Annotated in this window: 10 protein-coding genes; 7 read left to right on the top strand and 3 right to left on the bottom strand. The window is 34.3% G+C overall.

What is annotated here, in order from left to right:
- Both ACVC2P_RS19795 and ACVC2P_RS19790 read right to left on the bottom strand, forming a co-directional pair.
- On the bottom strand, positions 1–706 hold a 706-nt coding region (locus ACVC2P_RS19795; RefSeq protein WP_452600179.1), incomplete at its 3' end, for a glycoside hydrolase family 73 protein.
- Positions 707–711: 5 nt separating this feature from the next.
- Positions 712–1626, bottom strand: coding sequence for a 1-aminocyclopropane-1-carboxylate deaminase/D-cysteine desulfhydrase (locus tag ACVC2P_RS19790; RefSeq protein WP_452600178.1), 915 nt, complete (start codon positions 1624–1626; stop codon positions 712–714).
- Positions 1627–2310: 684 nt separating this feature from the next.
- On the opposite strand from ACVC2P_RS19790, the gene ACVC2P_RS19785 reads away from it, so the two are divergent.
- The 4 genes from ACVC2P_RS19785 (at position 2311) to ACVC2P_RS19770 (ending at position 16211) form a co-directional block, all read left to right on the top strand.
- On the top strand, positions 2311–8100 hold the full coding sequence (locus tag ACVC2P_RS19785; protein ID WP_452600177.1) for a GEVED domain-containing protein: 5790 nt from the start codon (positions 2311–2313) through the stop codon (positions 8098–8100).
- A 341-nt stretch (positions 8101–8441) separates the two neighbouring features.
- Entirely contained in the window at positions 8442–12563 is a 4122-nt protein-coding gene (locus ACVC2P_RS19780) for a GEVED domain-containing protein (RefSeq protein ID WP_452600176.1), read from the top strand.
- Positions 12564–12803: 240 nt separating this feature from the next.
- Complete coding sequence (locus tag ACVC2P_RS19775; RefSeq protein WP_452600175.1) at positions 12804–14498, top strand: hypothetical protein; 1695 nt, start codon at positions 12804–12806, stop codon at positions 14496–14498.
- A 366-nt stretch (positions 14499–14864) separates the two neighbouring features.
- Positions 14865–16211, top strand: coding sequence for a tail fiber domain-containing protein (locus ACVC2P_RS19770; protein WP_452600174.1), 1347 nt, complete (start codon positions 14865–14867; stop codon positions 16209–16211).
- 7 nt (positions 16212–16218) lie between these two features.
- Here the strand turns inward: ACVC2P_RS19770 and ACVC2P_RS19765 are convergent, their stop codons facing one another.
- A complete protein-coding gene (locus ACVC2P_RS19765) occupies positions 16219–16542 on the bottom strand; it encodes a hypothetical protein (RefSeq protein ID WP_452600173.1) in 324 nt (107 codons plus the stop codon).
- A 51-nt stretch (positions 16543–16593) separates the two neighbouring features.
- Between ACVC2P_RS19765 and ACVC2P_RS19760 the strand changes: the two genes are divergently transcribed.
- The 3 genes from ACVC2P_RS19760 to ACVC2P_RS19750 form a co-directional block, all read left to right on the top strand.
- A complete protein-coding gene (locus ACVC2P_RS19760; protein ID WP_452600172.1) occupies positions 16594–16755 on the top strand; it encodes a DUF5522 domain-containing protein in 162 nt (53 codons plus the stop codon).
- A 124-nt stretch (positions 16756–16879) separates the two neighbouring features.
- Complete coding sequence (locus ACVC2P_RS19755; protein WP_452600171.1) at positions 16880–18865, top strand: urocanate hydratase; 1986 nt, start codon at positions 16880–16882, stop codon at positions 18863–18865.
- Positions 18866–18909: 44 nt separating this feature from the next.
- Positions 18910–19448, top strand: a 539-nt coding sequence (locus ACVC2P_RS19750; RefSeq protein ID WP_452600170.1) for a DUF4136 domain-containing protein, incomplete at its 3' end; no start/stop codon positions are given.

The following is a 19448-nucleotide window of genomic DNA, read 5'->3' as shown; positions in this document are numbered from 1 at the left end:
ATAACGAATACAACGTATCTCCTTTTACCACAATATGCTTCTCATTTACACCTGTATCTTTACCTAAAACTTCTGCGTCAAAACGATATAATTGATAACGTTCTATTAAACTAATTAGTTTTTGAGGATACTTTCTGTCTGTTGCATAACCCGCAGCTCTTAGCTCTCTAGCCCAGCCTTTATAATCATCTTTTTTAAGTTTAAAAAGCTTATGATAACGCTTACGGCCTTTTAAAAATAGAGAATGATCTCTAAATGAGTATTTCGAATTTTTATATTTTCTAAAGCACTCTTGATCTTTATCATCATCATGATAAATACGACCTCCTTTCCATCCGCTATGGCACTTTATCCCAAAATGATTATTTGCTTCTACAGATAGACGTCCTTTTCCTGAGGCCGATTCTAAAATACCTTGTGCTAAAGTTATACTCGCTGGTATATTATAATTACGCATTTCGTCTTGAGCTATATCACTATAAATTGCAATATATTCATCTGTAGGTGTTGCATATACTTCTGGTGTGTCTTTTATTGTAACTTCTACTTTTGGTTTAGTCCTTGGAGTAGTTTTAACGACAACCTTTGGTTTAGTTTTTACAACCCTTACTTTTTTATTCCTCTTTTTAGTTGTTGTTACTCGTTTTTGAGAGCCACAACTAGAAAGCAGCGCTAATAAACCTAGAATAATAAATATATGTCTCATTAATTTCATTGTATTAAAGGCAGTTTTCTTTGTTTTAATCTTATATTCATTCCCTTAATTCCTTGCAATCCACCTGTATGGATAACTAGTATTTTGGAACCTGGTGGAAAATAATTGTTTTTTATCATATCATAAACACCGTACATCATTTTCCCTGTATAAACCGGATCTAAAGAAATATTATGTCTTTCTTTGAACTGATTAATAAACATTACCAATTCAGTATTTATTTTAGCATAGCCACCAAAATGATAATCGCTAATTAACTGCCAATTATCTTGTTTTGCAAACTTACTAATATCTTCAATTAAAAAATCACCTTTTAATGCCGAAAATCCTAAAACTTTTTGATTTGGTAATGCACTATTAATTATACCAGAAATTGTGCCACCTGTTCCAACAGGAACACATATATAATCAAAAATATTGTCTGTTGCTGTTAAAATTTCTTCACAACCCTTAATTGCTAAAGCATTTGTTCCGCCTTCAGGTACAATATAAAAATCTTTAAACTCTTTTTTTAAACTCTCAATAAATAATTCTGAGTCTTTGTTTCTATAATCACTTCTACTAACAAATTTAAACTGCATTCCACATTGTTGAGCATATAATAATGTTGGATTGTTATTAATTTGTTTTTCTAATTCTTCACCTCTAATAACACCTATTGTATTTATTCCATAAAGTCTTCCTGCAGCAGCAGTTGCAGCGATGTGATTAGAAAATGCTCCGCCAAAAGTTAATAATGTATTAACGCCATCTGCTAAAGCTTTCTCAATATTATATTTTAATTTCCTATACTTATTACCTGAGACTTCTAAATGGATTTTGTCTTCTCTTTTTACAAACAACTCCACAACACTAGACACTCCTTTTACTTGAGTAGTCTCCACAGAAAAAACACCACTTAAATTCTCCATAAACTCACCATCATTTTTTATGATTTAATTTTCACCTTGAAAGTAACTAATAACAAAACTTACTGCCATACACCTTTTAGTATTCATCCCTCTACATTATTATAGTTAATACATTAATGTTCAAATTTACTTATAAATACTTTTAATTTACAAATACGGTTTACATATACTGTATTTAAATAATAGTTTAGAATCTACCATATCCTACGTACAACTTTACAGTATACTCTTCAATATTTAACACACAAGAGCAATAGAATAATATACTCAAAAAAAGCGCATAAAATATATCTATAACAAAATCAAGACTATAACATTTTATTAAACCTTAAAAAAAACCTTTTATCGATTTTATTACTAATACACAACATAAATACATACAAAAAAATGCATTTAAACGACAAAAAATGCATTTGAAAGAATTTTCAAAAAATAACTCATTTATTTTAACTATCTTTTGAATCAAGAATATGTATTTTATATATAAGTTATAATTATCGCTACTCCCAGGGCATTTATTATAATTTAATGTGCACTTTTAACATAATGGTTGTTGAACCTAAAATAGTTAAAATACAATATTAAAACTCCCCTTAATTTAATTTCTATTTAAGTATTAAATATGCTTTAATATTTAATGTGTGCTAAATATCTATTTGATTGTTAACCCCAAACTAACCTTCTATGATTGAAAAATTACTTTACACTCCTACCTTAGTTAAAATAACTAAGACACCAAAGCCTCTCAAATACATTACTTGTATTTTAATTCTCTTTATTTTTTCCATAAACAGTTATAGTCAATGTGCAAATATTACAAATGATGCTTGCACCTCCGCGGCACCTACAGTAGTAAGCACAAGTGTTTCTTGTACGCCCCCCGCTAATCAAGGAGGAAGGAGAAACTTTAGAGTAAACAATATGATTGCTGGAGCCACTTATAGAATTTCTAATTGCGGATCTGGCTTTGACACACAAATGACTATTAGAGATCTCGGTGGCACATCTGTAGCTTACAATGACGATAATGGCCCAGCTTGTAGCGGATCTGAAGCTTCAATAGATTTCACACCAGCTACAACTGGAGATTATAGAATACAACTAAACAGATATAATTGCGCCACCACAAATGCTTTAAATGGAGACATTGTTGTAACACTTACATCAGCACCTATTGCTCCTACTAATAACGATTGTAGCAATGCCATAGCCTTACCTGTTAACACTAGTTGTAGTTTTGCTACTTACACAAATGAAAACGCAACAGATAGTGGAGAAACTCCAGCACCTGGCTGTTCTAGCTACTTAGGCGGAGATGTTTGGTTTACAGTAACTGTACCTGCTAGTGGAAACCTTAATATTGATACAAACACTGGAGTAGTTACAGATAGTGGAATGGCTGTATACTCAGGAAGCTGTGGTTCCTTAGCATTAGTTTCTTGTGATGACGATTCTAGTACTAATGGTAACATGTCATACATTTCTTTAACAGGCCAAATACCAGGAAGCACATTATATATTCGTCTTTTTGAATATGGCAATAATAACAATGGCACATTTGATATTTGTATAACCGACCCTACTCCTAGTTGCTCTGCACCAACAGCCCAACCCACTGCTTTAACCTTTGGAGCTATTACAACATCTACAATAGACGCTACATTTACAGCAGCATCTCCCACTGCAGATAATTACTTAGTGGTAATGAACACTACTAACATTGCGCCCTCACCAGTTAACACAACAACCTACAATATAGGAGACACTATTGGAGCTGGCAATACTGTTGTAGACAACGATACTAATTTAGCATTTACAGCATCTGGTCTTACCGATAATACAACTTACTATTTCTTTTTATACTCCTTTAATAATACATCATGTAGCGGAGGCCCTTTATACAATACGACAAGTCCACTAACAGGTAACGCAACAACACTAACCATAGTACCATGTACTACTCCTACAGCACAACCCACTGCTTTAACTTTTGGAGCAATAACAAGCGGTACTATAGATGGTAGTTTTACAGCGGCATCCCCTTCTCCAGACAATTATTTAGTAGTAGCAAACACCACTAACATACCACCTTCTCCTACAAATACAACAACATACAATATTGGAGATACTATAGGAACTGGAAATACTGTAGTAGATAATGATGCTAACCTATCATTTACAGCTACTGGTCTTAACGCTACGACAACTTACTATTTTTTCATTTTTTCATTCAACAATACAGCATGTAGCGGAGGCCCTTTATACAATACAACAAATCCATTAACAGGAAACGCAACAACTGTAACTCCTAGTTACTGTATACCAACCTCATCAGATACGAACAATTATATAGATGACTTTAGCACTACAGGAGGCTCTACAAACATAACCAACAATGGATCTGGATACTCTGGTACTGGCTATGGAGACTTTACGAGCATGATCGTCACTCAAATAGCAGGAGGCACAGTAAATTTCAGTAGTACTTTTGTTGGTACAGGCATCCCAACATTTGGAGCAAATATATGGATAGACTATAATAATGATTCTGATTTTACTGATGCTGGAGAGCAAGTATTTGGCTCTGGAGCCTACGTAACTGGAATAACTGGAAGTTTTGTTATTCCTCCCGCTACACCAGCAGGAAGTTATAGAATGAGAATACTTATTGATTACTTCGACACCAACCCTGATTCCTGTTTTTTCTCCGCAACAAGAGGAGAAGCCGAAGATTACACTTTAGTTGTTGGCACCCCATTACCTTGTACAGCTCCAATAGCTCAACCTACTGCTTTAACCTTTAACTCTGTTACAAGTAGTACGATATCTGGAAGTTTTACTGCTGCATCACCAACACCAGACAACTACCTAATAGTAATGAATACTACGGGCTTACCACCAGCACCAATTAATGCTACATCATATAACATAGGAGATACTATTGGAGCAGGTAATACGGTAATAGATAACGACAACAACTTAACATTCTCTACCTCAGGACTTACAATAACAACAACCTATTATTTCTTTATTTACTCTTACAACAATATAGGTTGTACAGGAGGCCCAATATATAACACAACCCTTCCATTAACAGGTAATACTACAACTTCAAGTATAGCTACTTATTGTGAGCCAACATCATCAAATGATGAATCTAACTTATATATAGACGATGTAGAATTCATAGGAACCCTTAATGATGTTACAAACTTAAATAACAGTTACTCATCTGTAGGAACAGTTGGTTACCAAGATTTCACTAGCTTAACCAATAGCATACAAGCACAAGGAGAAGGTATTAATGTGTTTTTAGAATCTGGTACTTATAGAGGCCATATAAAAGCATGGGTAGATTGGGATTTAGATGGTCTCTTTGAGGAAACCGCATCTGAATTAGTCTATGATACAGGAACTATTGCTACATCAAGTACAACATTCGGCTTTATAATCCCTGCTAACCAAGCCGTAGGAAACTATAGAATGCGTGTTAAAATATACAATAGCTTTTCTGGAGGCACAGAATCTTATGGTTATGATTTTGATTCTTGCGAAGATTTTAACACTAATGGATCGTATACAGAATATGGAGAAACAGAAGATTACACTTTTACAGTGATACAAAGTTGCGATGCAAAAATAACAAGTATTAGCGAAGGTTCAAATTGCGGTCCTGGAACTGTAGGCCTTTCTGTTACCGGTAGCAGCGGAACCATAGAATACAACTGGTATGCTAATACTACAGACGTAACTCCAATTGCAACAACCTCAACAGGAAACTGGATTACCCCTAGCCTTAGCACTACCACAGATTACTATGTTACAGCAGATAATGGTTCTTGCGAATCTCTAGTCAGAACAAAACTAACTGCAACTATAAGACCAATAACATCTCTCACTTTCACGCCTTCTGTACCTGAAGTTTGTGGTGAAGATGATATTATTCAAATCTCTGCAGCCAGCGCAAACGAAATTGCGTATCTAATAGATGAAGATTTTGAAGGCACAGGACTAGGCACATTTACAAATAACAACATACGCAATCATAGTGCAGGAGAAAGCGCTATAACAATGTGGCAGCAGCGTACAAGTACATTTATCCCTTCAGAACAAGTTTGGTTTCCCGCTATCTCTTCTGGCTTTGGAACTAACCAATTTGTTATGGCTACATCAGATTCTGGAACCACTAACATAACAGAAAACGCATTAGAATCTGCAACTGTAGACTCTTCAACTTTTACCAACCTAACCTTAAGTTTTGATATTTATTTCTCACGTTATTTTAGCACTATTCCAGAAAATGTAAACATTGAAGTTTCAACAAATGGAGGCGGAGCGTGGACTACAATTCAAACTTATGATGATGACATAGGCTATGGAACCGACATGTCTAATGTATCATTTAACTTAGACGCTTATATTAATGAAACTGATTTAAAAATCCGTATTCGATACTTTGCTGATTATTGGTGTGATGGAGTTGCAATAGACAATATTGAACTGTACGGGTCTAGACCTGTCTTATCATCATTTACTTGGACAAGCGCAACAACAATTGATGCTTACATTGATGCTGCAGCAACAATTCCATACTCTGGTACAGCTGTAAATACAGTATATGTAAAACCAACAACAGCACAACTACAATCTAATACTTTTTCATTTGTAGCAACCGCAACTTTAGATAATGGATGTGATGTAAGTGAAACAATATCTATTAATAACAGAACTAAATATTGGACAGGAGCCTCTTCTACAGATTGGAACGATCCTTCAAACTGGCTTCCTAGTGGAGTACCAACCTCTAATAACTGTGTTATTATTCCAGATCAAACTATAATATCTGGAACAAGCTATGATGCATATGCCAGAAATGTAACGATAAGACCTACTGGAGATTTAGAACTACAATCTGGTAACAATTTAACAGTTTCAGATTGGGTAACCGTGGATGCTAACGGAATTTTCAACATTAGAAATACAGCTAGTTTAGTACAAATTAATAATGACGCCAACAGTGGTATTTTTAGAATAGAAAGAGAAACTCAACCAATTTACAGATATGATTATACATATTGGGGATCGCCACTAACAACGGCATCTGGCTTTACGTTATCTGACCTATCCCCAAACACCTTATATGACAAATATTTCAGTTGGCAATCTACAGTAGCAAACGGTCATGGTAATTGGATATTAGAAAATGCAACAACTACAAGCATGGAAAGCGGCAAAGGATACGCTATTCGAGCACCACAAACATATAGCCCAGACTCTGCAATAAAAACAACATATATGGGAACATTTGTTGGTACCGCAACCAATGGAGACGTAAATGTACCTATAACTATTGGAACCGATGCCAATATAGGATCCACCTATGGAGACACTACTGTTGGAGCAGATGACGACCAATGGCATCTTATAGGAAATCCCTACGCTTCTGCAATAGATGTTGTAACCTTCTTAAATAGTGCTAACAATAGCCCTTTACTAGATGGAACAGTATACTTATGGACACACAATACAGCTCCATCTACAGCAATAACAGATCCTTTTTATGCAGACTTCCAAGCTAATTATACAGGTAGTGATTACGCAACAGTAAACTCTTTAGGCGCTACAAACACAGCTGCTACAGGTGGTATTACACCTTCAAGATACATTGCATCTGGTCAATCTTTCTTTGTAATGGGCTTAAGTAATGGTACTGCAATATTTGATAACACCATGCGTGTAACCAACAACAATGATGTGTTTTTAAGAACTATAGAAAATACAACTAACTTAACAAATAACGACTTTGAAAAACATAGAATATGGTTAAACTTAAGTAATGAAAATGAAGCATTCAGCCAAACCTTAATAGGCTATGCAGATGGAGCTACATTAGATTGGGATCGTGGCCTAGATGGTTTAGTAAACGGTGGCAACTTTGTTACCTTCTACTCTATTATTCCTAATAACGATCTTGCTATTCAAGGAAGGCCTTTACCATTTAATGAGGCAGATGTTGTTCAATTAGGATACAAATCAACTGAAGAAGCATCCTACAGAATAGGGTTAGATCATATAGATGGATTATTTTTAGATCAAAACATCTATCTTAAGGACAAAGACTTAAATAGTATTCATGACTTAAAAACTGCTCCATATATTTTCAATTCAGAAATAGGAACATTTAATGATCGATTTGAGATAGTTTATACTAATGAGACATTATCTATAGATGAAGTTAACATAAATAACAACATAATTAAAGTTATTTATAACGACCACTTAAGTATCACATCCACTATCAAGCATATAAAAAGTGTAGTTGCATATGATATTTTAGGAAGAAAGCTTCAAACATACAATAATTTAAACACAAAAAACTTAGATTTAAATGGTATAGAAAAAGCCAACAGAATGCTACTATTAAAAATAACACTAACAGATAACACTATAATTTACAAAAAACCTATTTACTAAACTTTAAATAAATATTAAATGAAAAAAAAGCTCAATTTTAAAATTGAGCTTTTTTTTCATTTAATAACTTATCAACACACATTACGTTCTATAAAAACTAGCGATAAGAGCAATAAAATTAACCCCATAACCTAATTATCTACTTATAAATTATAGAGTTATATTCTCTATAAAATCCGACTTATTAACACTTCAAAATCTTTTACATTAAAAATTTATTTTTGTATTTCATAGATTTTTTTATACATTTAATCTATAATTTGGTTTTATAACGCTCCCTAATAGTTATTTTATCGAGTTTTTAACCCCTTAATCTAAAACTAACCAAAACTCCATATACTATGGAAAAAAAACTACTCCCAACTTTAAACTTTATAAAGTTTAATTTAAAAGGCTCTCTGTGTTTAATTCTTTTCTTTATTGTAGGTCTCTCTATTTCTTCTATTCAAGCTCAAAACAAAGTAAATAACAAACGAGCAATAGAGTCCCAGTCTAAAAGAATAAAAACAGATAATACTTTTATTACACCTAACGAACATGAGGAATTAGAAATATTAGAAAAAGTGATTTCCGCAAAATCACTAAATAAAACAAGTGTAACAGCCCCCTTAACAGCTTTAATGGCTTGCGAAGGAAGCTATTGCGTTCCAACTATTTCTGCTCCTAGTAGAGTTTTTCCTATATCAAATATCACTTTTGCTGGCATAAATAATTCAACAGACCCTGGAATTGGTACCACAGCTGGCTTTCAAGCTTTTTGTGATAATGCTACCGTTGAACTAGGTGGCTCCTATAATTTAAATATACAAGCACACACAAGTAATACAGGTTTATTCCAAGAATATGCCTTTTTCGATTGGAATCAAAACGGATCATATGTAGATGCTGGAGAGGTATACTACTTAGGTAATATGCCTGCCTCTAACGCAACAGATGGTGTTACATTAACGGCTAATATTGCTGTCCCTCCCACAGCATCGTTAGGCACCACACGAATGCGAATTATGCATTATTATAACTATACTGGAGGAGCGTGCCAATCTGCAAGTTATGGTCAATTCGAAGATTATAATGTTACAGTAAATGCTCCTATTGGCCCTTGTGTTCCAGAAACACTTTCTAACGAAACTACCTTATATTTTGATGATGTTGAGTTTATTGGTACGCTAAATGATGTTACTAATTTAAATAATGGATATAATAGCACAGCCGGATCACAAGGTTATCAAGATTGGTCAGGATTAACCAATAGCATACAAGCACAAGGTGAAGGTATTAATGTATTTGTAGAAACAGTTGGAGGAAGAGGTCATATTAAAGCTTGGGTTGACTGGAATTTAGATGGTCTTTACGATTTTAACACAGAAGAAGTTTTCGATTCTGCAACAATAGGAACCTCTAGTACAACTTTTGGTTTCGTTATACCTCCTACTCAACCTCTAGGAGATTACACAATTCGTATACGTCTATATAACAGTTTTGCAGGCACTAATGAGTATTTTGGATATGATTTTGATTCTTGCGAAGACATAAACACCAACGCTGGATATACAGAATATGGAGAAACAGAAGACTACACATTTACAGTTATACAAAGCTGTCCAGCTATAATAGACAGCATTACAGAAGGTTCAAATTGTGGTAATGGAACAGTAGATTTAGAAGCAGTAGGAAGCACAGGAACACTACTATACCATTGGTATGCAAATGATACAGATGCAACTCCAATTGCATCAACAGCATCCACATCATGGACCACCCCTGCATTAACATCATCTCATACATATTATGTTACAGCAGATAATGGTTTTTGTGAATCTTTAGTAAGAACAAAAGTAAGAGCTATTATTATGCCCACAACCGTTTTAACATTTACACCATCTGTCCCTGAAGTCTGTGGAGAGGATGACTTTATAGAATTATCTGCCTCGGCCTCTAACGAAGTTGCCTATTTAATTGATGAAAATTTTGAAGATTCAGGATTAAGTGGGCTAGGCGTATTTACTAACAACAATATACAAGACAACGGAGCAGCAGAAAATAACATTACAAATTGGGTTCGAAGAGAAAGCACATTCATTCCTTCTGAACAGGTATGGTTCCCTGCAATTTCATCTGGTTTTGGAACAAACAAATTTGTAATGGCTACGTCTGATGCAGGAACAACAAATATTACTGAAAATGCCCTCGAGTCTGCATCTCTAAACACTTCTACATTTACAGACTTAACATTAAACTTCGACATGTATTTTTCTCGTTATTTAGTAAACGTATCTATTCCAGAAAATGTAACAATAGAAGCCTCTACAGATGGAGGAACAAATTGGACTAGCATACAATACTATGATGATGATGTAGGCTATGGTACTGCTTTCGCAAGTGTTTCCTTGGATTTGTCTGCCTATGTAAACGAACCAGATTTAAGAATTAGGTTTCGTTATTATGCAAATTATTGGTGTGATGGAGTTGCTATAGATAATATACAATTATTTGGAACTAGACCCTTAACATCATCTTTCACTTGGTCTGGTAGTACCTCTACAATTGATGCTTATGTAGATGCCGCAGCAACAATACCTTACATAGAGGGAGACACTGCAAGTACAGTATATATTAAGCCTAATGCTACACAATTAGAATCTACATCATTCTCATTCACAGCCACAGCTATTTTATCAAATGGGTGTTCTGTAAGTGAAAATGTATCCATAAACAACAGAACGCAGTTTTGGACAGGTTCAGTGTCAACAAACTGGAACAATCCAAACAACTGGTTACCAATTGGCGTACCAACTTCTAGTAACTGTGTAATAATACCAGATGATTGTATTATTACAGGTTCTGGTTACGATGCATACGCAAGAAATTTAAAAGTAAAATCGACAGGAAATTTAGAATTACAATCTAATAATAACATAACAGTCACAGAATGGGTAAATGTAAATACTGGTGGAATTTTCGACATTAGAAATAGTGCCAGTTTAATACAAATAAATAATGATGCAAATATTGGAGATGTTAGAATAGAAAGAGACACACAACCAATTTACAGATACGATTACACATACTGGTCCTCTCCTTTAACAACGGCTTCTAATTATAAATTGCTAGAGTTATCTCCAGATACTTTAGGCGATAAATTTTTTAGCTGGCAATCTACAGTCGCAAATGGTAATGGAAACTGGATATTAGAAAACGCAACCTCCACAGATATGGTTAGCGGTATTGGCTATGCTATTAGAGCACCTCAAACCTACAGTGCAGATCAATTTACTAAAGCAGTATATACAGCTACTTTTTCAGGAACACCAACAAACGGAGATGTAAATGTGCCAATTACTATAGGTACAGATGCAAACATTGGATTTTCTTATGGAGATACAGTCGTTGGAGCAGATGACGACCAATGGCACCTAATAGGCAACCCATATGCATCCGCAGTAGATTTAGTAGATTTTTTAAATACAAATTCTGCTATTTTAGATGGTACCGCATATTTATGGACACATAATACAGCCCCAGACGATTCTTACGCAGATCCTTTTTATGCAGATTTTGGAGCTAATTACACAGGAAGTGATTATGCTACAGTTAATTCTTTAGGAGCTACTGCAACAGCTGCCTCTGGCGGATTAACCCCTACGAGATACATTGCTTCAGGCCAATCCTTCTTTGTTATGGGCTTAGCAAACGGTACGGCTACTTTTAATAACACTATGAGAGTTTCAGGAAATAACGATACATTTTTAAGGACTACAGAAAGCAGTTTTAGTACAACCAATCTAGATATTGAAAAACATAGACTATGGTTAAATTTAAGCAACGACGAAGGTGCTTTTAGTCAAATATTAATTGGTTATGCCGATGGTGCCTCTCTAGAATGGGATAGAGGATTAGATGGTTTAGCCAATGGCGGCAATTTTGTATCTTTCTACTCTATTATTCCAGATGGAAATTTAGCTATTCAAGGCAGACCCCTTCCATTTAACGATGAAGATACTGTACAACTAGGGTTTAAAGCTACAGTTGCCAACACTTATAGAATTGGGATAGACCATTTAGACGATTTATTTAACGACCAAGACATATATATAAAAGATAACAATACAGGCTTTATACATGATTTAAAATCTGCCCCATATATCTTTACTTCAGAAATAGGCACCTATAATGATCGTTTTGAATTAATTTACAAAAACCCCAATTTATTATCAATTGAAGAATATACTCTTAACGACAATACAGTTAAAATAATAAATAACGAAACATTAGATGTTATATCCAATACTAAAGACATAAAAAATATTGTTGTTTATGATGTTTTAGGTAGAACATTACAAACCTACAATACAATTAACACTAATACCATCTCATTAACAGGTATACAAAAAGCGAATAGAGTTCTACTTATAAAAATAACACTTAACGATGATTCTATTATTTACAAAAAACCCATATACTAAACACAAAATAACAACACCATATTATAATACTTTTTAACCAACCAATACGGTTCATCATTTGTAAAACACTTTTAATCTAACAAAAAACACATATACCGAATAAATATTCACAGAATCACGATTAAGCGCATTTTATCGATTATATATACATGAAGTATGTTAGGAATGAATTTTAATGATATATTGTAGCACATTAACTGTTACAAACTAATTATTATTAACATCATAATTCCCAACGTTATGACTTATAAAATTCAAAATAAAGCAATTTTATTAAGCATTATAATATGCTCATTTTTAACCTTTGAATTATCTGCTCAAGTAGGAGTAGGTACTACAACTCCCAGAGGAGCTTTAGATATTTCATCTACAACTCAAGGAATGGTGCCGCCTCAGGTAGCATTAACAAGCTTAACAGTACAAGCTCCTGTAGTTAATCCGCAAGGAGGTGTTATACCAGATGGAACTTTGGTATGGAATACCAACACAGCTGGTACAATTCCAAACAACGTATCACCAGGACTTTATTATTGGTTAGGTACAAGATGGATATCTGTAGCAGGGTCACCTGGAGGGTTAGACTGGTCTATTATAGGAAATGGAGGAATAGACGGAGGTGTTACTGGTGTTACTGGTGTACCAGCTACACAAGGAACTCATTTTGTTGGAACATACGACACAACAAATTTTGATATAAGAACATCTGGACTCCATGCCGCTCGAGCATCTTCATTAGGTGAATTTTTCATTGGAGCACTAGAAACGGTACTACCTGGGGATTTAATGAATGGTGTTAGTGAAGGTAACGCAATTTTCCCATGGGCAGTAAACGGGTACACAGACCAAAATGGAGGAGGTGTATATGGAGCTGTTACCGGTGGAAATACAGCATTTGCAGCTGTACAAGGTGAATATAGTGGAACTAATGCAAATGGACCAGGAGTACGTGGATCAACATTTAACAATGCGTCAGGCTCAAACTTTACAAACAACACATCTAATGGTGTACTAGGTTCATTAAGTAACACAGCAGCATATGCTTTTGGTGTAAAAGGAGATGTAGGTTTAAATGTAACTACAAGAACTGGAGGTGTTTTAGGTACAGATTTTTTAGCTAGTGGTAGTTTAGGTTATTATGCTAGTAACGGAACAAGCTATGCAGTATATGCTTTTGGAGGTACTCGTATAAATGGTGGAGCTGGAGGAAAAACTACAAGTAATTATGTAGACACATCAATAGGTTTAGGTGTTCATGGTGGTGTTATTGGTGCTTGGGTTAAAGGCCATGAGTATGGCACAGTATTTACTGGAGACCGTTTTGCTAATTACAATCAAGGAAAAACAATTACTAACGAAGCCTTTATTGTATTAGATGAAAAACAAGATGGCTCAAGAGCAGTCTCATACGCTAACACATCAATGAGTCAAGATATTCAAGATAAAGGAAGAGGTAAACTAACAAATGGAACAAGTTACATTCCTTTTAATAAAGATTATTCTCAAATAATAGACGAAAGCGCACCAATTATAGTTACTGTTACACCTTATGGAGAAAGTAATGGCGTACACATTGTTTCTGTAGACAAAAATGGATTTACTATAAAGGAGAATAAAGGAGGACAATCTAATGTATCTTTCAATTGGATAGCTATTGCAGAAAAGAAAATCAAAGCAACTCCAATTTCGACAGAAATATTAAGTTCAGATTTCGACAGAAATATAAATGCTGTAATGTCTGATGAAAATTCAGAAGATAGTAAAGTAGCTATATGGAGCGAAAACGGAACAGTAAAATTTGGTAATGCACCAGTTAACCCGACTAAAACAGAAAATATAAGTAATCAAAAAACAGCTTTACGTTACGATGAAGCGAAAAGAACACCAAGAAGAGAGAACTTAAGAGCTAGTCAATTAAAAACATTAAAGAAAAAATAATCCACTATAACTACAAGTAAATAATTCAAGAAGCCTTTACACCAAGTAAAGGCTTTTTCTTTATCCCTACACCCGATTATCTCACTAACCCTCAACTGTATTTCGTCGATAACCATATAGTAATATTCGAAATTTTATTTATGCACTATATTACAAAGTTGTTTTATAATTCTACAAAACCTATAGATTAAAACTCAATTCACATTAAATCAGTAAATTAAAATAACCACACAAGTTATTTACACCACATACACAACTCCATTTCTAAATAACGGTGCTACACTTAAACGAAAAAAACAGGAATATTTTTTATTAACTAGTAAAAAACCTCACATTTGCTCGCCAAAATAAAAATATTCTATTACAATGAAATCTCCCTACATGATTAAAAATATAACACTTACATTAATCCTTAGTATATTTATAAGCTACACCACAACTGCACAAGTTGGAATTGGCACAACAACTCCTGAGGGCGCGCTAGACATTACAACAGCAAATGCTGGCTTACTTATCCCCAGAGGTAGCTTAGCATCATTAACAGATACCACTACTTTTACAAATCCACAAGGTGGTGGACCAATAACAAGTACTTTAATATATAATAATGGTGCTGGAGGTGTAAATGTTGCTGGTTTTTACTATTGGGATGGAGCAGCATGGGTTATGCTAACAACCAGACCTTCTACAGACTGGACTATTGTTGGTAATACAGGCACAAACCCAACTATTAATTTTATTGGAACTGTAGATGATAATGATGTTTCTTTTAGAAGACAATCTGTTGAAAAGATGCGCTTAAACACTACAGAAACTTCTTTTATGGACAAAGTACAAATTAGAGATGGCGCAGCAAATTCTGGAGATGTATTAGTAGAACTAACAAATTCTAATGATGATGGTATAGTAAACATCTACCAAGATAATGCAGTAAACCATCAAATATCTGGTAACAATACAACAATATTTAATGAATTGGGTTCAGATTTAGATTTAAGAATTGAATCTAACAATAACGAAAACGTAATGTTTGTTGACGCAGGTAACGATGCTGTTATTTTTGGTTCTACTGGAGCCTTATTTGCAGATGGAAATGCTTTTAATACAACTACACTTGCAGCTGCCGATGCCTATACAACAACTATAGATTATGTAGCTGATTTTGATAATGGTCTTTCTAGAGGTACCACTATGGGTTTAGGCTCTATTGAATTTCTTGTAGATGGTGAAGCCGAATTGTACATAAGTGATACTTTTTCTCCTACCCAGCATTTAACATACGATCTAGGTTTTGCTAACGAATGGAGGAATATTTATGCAGGAAACATTTTCACTACTTCAGATATAAATGCCAAGAAAAATATAAAACCGATGACTTATGGTCTAGATGAAATTATGCAATTAAGTACTATTTCATACGAATTAAAAGACGATCCTTTTCAAGAAAACAGAATAGGTTTAGTTGCTCAAGAAGTTAATAAATTGGTTAAAGAGGCTTCAAAAACCGAAACTTATAAAAAGAAGGAGGATGGCACATTTGAATCTGTTAAACTTAAAAATATAAAAGTGTCATACATCTCTTTGGTACCAGTACTTATAAAAGCTACTCAAGAACAACAAGAGCAAATTAAAACTTTAGAAAATCGTGTGAATGAACAACAAAAAATCATTGATGCTTTCGAAGCACGTCTTCAAAAATTAGAAAAAAAATAATTAAGTACTACAAGTACTTTATAAACTTCCAAAACGGCCTTGATTTTAAATAATTAAGGTCGTTTTCATTTCTATAAGCTTCACGTTCAAAAGAGATATTTCTGTAAGCACTATACCAATTTCTGTATTGAACCAACCTTACAATAAACTCAATTAAATACAACGTATAAAAAGGCACAATTAATAGTTCTAATTGCTGTTTTAAATGTATTTTCTCATGATTAATGAGTACTACATCGTTTTTTAGTTTTTTATGTTTCAAAAAAACGAAAGGATAAATAGTAATGCCTGTATACCCTTTAGGTACTAAATATTTAGAAAATAAAATCATTGGTTAATAGCATTCAAAAATCATTCTAATTTACATTATCTTTGCGACAATATGAAAAAAATAATTCCTGTAGAGGAGGGCGACTATTATTTAACCCCAGAAGGTTACCGCTGTTTTACCGAACAATACCATTTAAAAAGAGGGTATTGTTGCGAAAGTGGCTGTAGGCATTGCCCATATGGATATAACAAAAAAACAAACACACAAAAGTAACATTGGACAATTACTTTAAAACATACAAGATATTAATCGCGACGAGCTATCATCGTGCAGACATACGGTACCCATAGTTAATAACTAGATTTCGCAAACTAATTATTAATTAAAAACAAATACCATGTCATTTAAAGAACAAATTTTAGAAGGTATTCCAGACAGTTTACCTAATGTAAAACCATACGACACCTCGATTAACCATGCTCCGAAACGAAAAGCTATTCTTTCTAAAGAAGAAGAAAAGTTAGCATTAAGAAATGCCCTTCGTTACTTCGATAAGAAACACCACAAAACATTAAGCAAAGAGTTTAAAGAAGAACTAGAACGGTATGGTCGTATTTATATGTTTCGTTTTCGACCAGATTACAAAATGTATGCTAGACCCATTAGCGAATACCCTGCAAAGTCTAAGCAAGCAGCAGCTATAATGCTAATGATTCAAAACAATTTAGACTATGCTGTTGCCCAACATCCACATGAATTAATTACTTATGGAGGTAATGGTGCAGTTTTTTCAAATTGGGCACAATATAGGCTAACTATGAAATATTTGGCCGAAATGACAGACGAGCAAACACTTGTGATGTATTCAGGACATCCAATGGGATTGTTCCCTTCGCACAAAGAAGCACCAAGAGTTGTTGTTACTAACGGTATGATGATTCCTAATTATTCTAAACCAGATGATTGGGAAAAATTTAATGCCTTAGGTGTTACGCAATACGGGCAAATGACTGCGGGAAGCTATATGTATATTGGCCCACAAGGTATTGTTCATGGTACAACAATAACAGTTTTAAACGGCTTTAGAAAAATAGGAAAAGCCCCTAAAGGAAACTTGTTTGTTACTTCTGGTTTAGGCGGTATGTCTGGCGCGCAACCAAAAGCAGGAAATATTGCTGGCTGTATTACCGTTTGTGCAGAAGTCAATCCAAAAATAACTCAAGTTCGTTTAGATCAAGGCTGGATTAATGAAAAAATTAGCGACATAGATTTATTAGTAGCTCGCATAAAAGAAGCTCAAAAAAACGAAGAAATTATTTCTATTGCTTATTTAGGAAACATAGTAGAAGTTTGGGAAAAATTTGATGAAGAAAACATCCATATAGACTTAGGAAGCGATCAAACCTCATTACACAACCCTTGGGCTGGTGGTTATTATCCTGTAGGATTATCTTTTGAAGAATCTAACGATATGATGGCAAATAACCCTGAGTTATTTAAAACTAAAGTTCAAGACACTTTACGTCGTCATGCATCTGCTATAAATAAACACACTGCAAAAGGGACATACTTCTTCGATTATGGAAATGCCTTTTTATTAGAAGCTTCTAGAGCAGGAGCAGATATTATGGCAGACAATGGTATCGATTTTAAATACCCTAGTTACGTTCAAGACATTATGGGACCTATGTGTTTCGATTATGGTTTTGGGCCTTTCCGTTGGGTCTGTGCTTCAGGAAACCCAGAAGATTTAGCAAAAACAGATGCTATAGCTTGTGATGTTCTAGAAGAAATGATGACGCAATCTCCTAAAGAAATCCAACAACAAATGGCCGATAATATACAATGGATAAAAGGCGCTCAAGAAAACAAATTGGTAGTAGGTTCGCAAGCAAGAATATTATATGCAGATGCAGAAGGAAGAGCAAAAATAGCAGAAGCTTTTAACCAAGCTATTGCAAAAGGAGCTATTGGTCCTGTTGTTTTAGGTAGAGATCATCACGATGTTTCTGGAACAGACTCTCCATATCGCGAAACATCAAATATTTATGATGGTTCACGCTTTACGGCAGATATGGCAATACATAATGTTATTGGAGATAGCTTTAGAGGAGCAACTTGGGTAAGCATTCACAACGGTGGAGGCGTTGGCTGGGGAGAAGTTATTAATGGAGGATTTGGTATGGTTCTTGATGGTACTAAAGAAGCATCAAAACGTTTAAAATCAATGTTATTCTGGGATGTTAATAACGGAATTTCAAGACGAAGTTGGGCTAGAAACGAAGGTGCTGTTTTTGCAATAAAACGCGCTATGGAAATCGAGCCTAACTTAAAAGTAACATTACCAAACATTGTCGATGATGCCATTATAGACTCGTTATAACCATTAACCGTTTCCCTTTAATATGGAAACTAAAAAAATCATCTATGAGAAAGTTACTTAAAACATTACCCTTTTTATTACTAATAGTAATAGTAAGCTCCTGTACCTCTGTTCGTGTTGTTTCAGATTACGATAAAAATGCAGATTTTAACAATTACAAAACATTTGCATTTTTTAAGACTGGAATTGATAAAGCAGAAATTAGCGATTTAGATAAACGTAGAATTCTTAGAGCTATTGAAACAGAAATGTTAGCTAAAGGATTTACTAAATCTGAATCTCCAGATATATTAGTTAGTATTTTTACTAAATCTAGAGAACAAGTTAATGTGTATAACAATGGTGGTTTTGGTCCTTATGGCTACGGCTGGGGATGGAGTCCTTATTACTGGGGAAATAGTAGTTCTATTAGGTCTACTACAGAAGGTAGTTTATACATAGATTTAATAGATGCTAATAAAAAAGAGCTTATATGGCAAGGTAAAGGTTCTGGAACTCTAGCAAACTATAGAAATATAGATAAAAAAGAAGCTAGAATAAAAGAGTTCGTTGCAGAAATAATGACGCAATACCCTCCAGGAGC

The sequence above is a fragment of the Pontimicrobium sp. MEBiC01747 genome (genome assembly GCF_053601635.1).
This window is presented reverse-complemented; position numbering and strand designations above follow the sequence as displayed.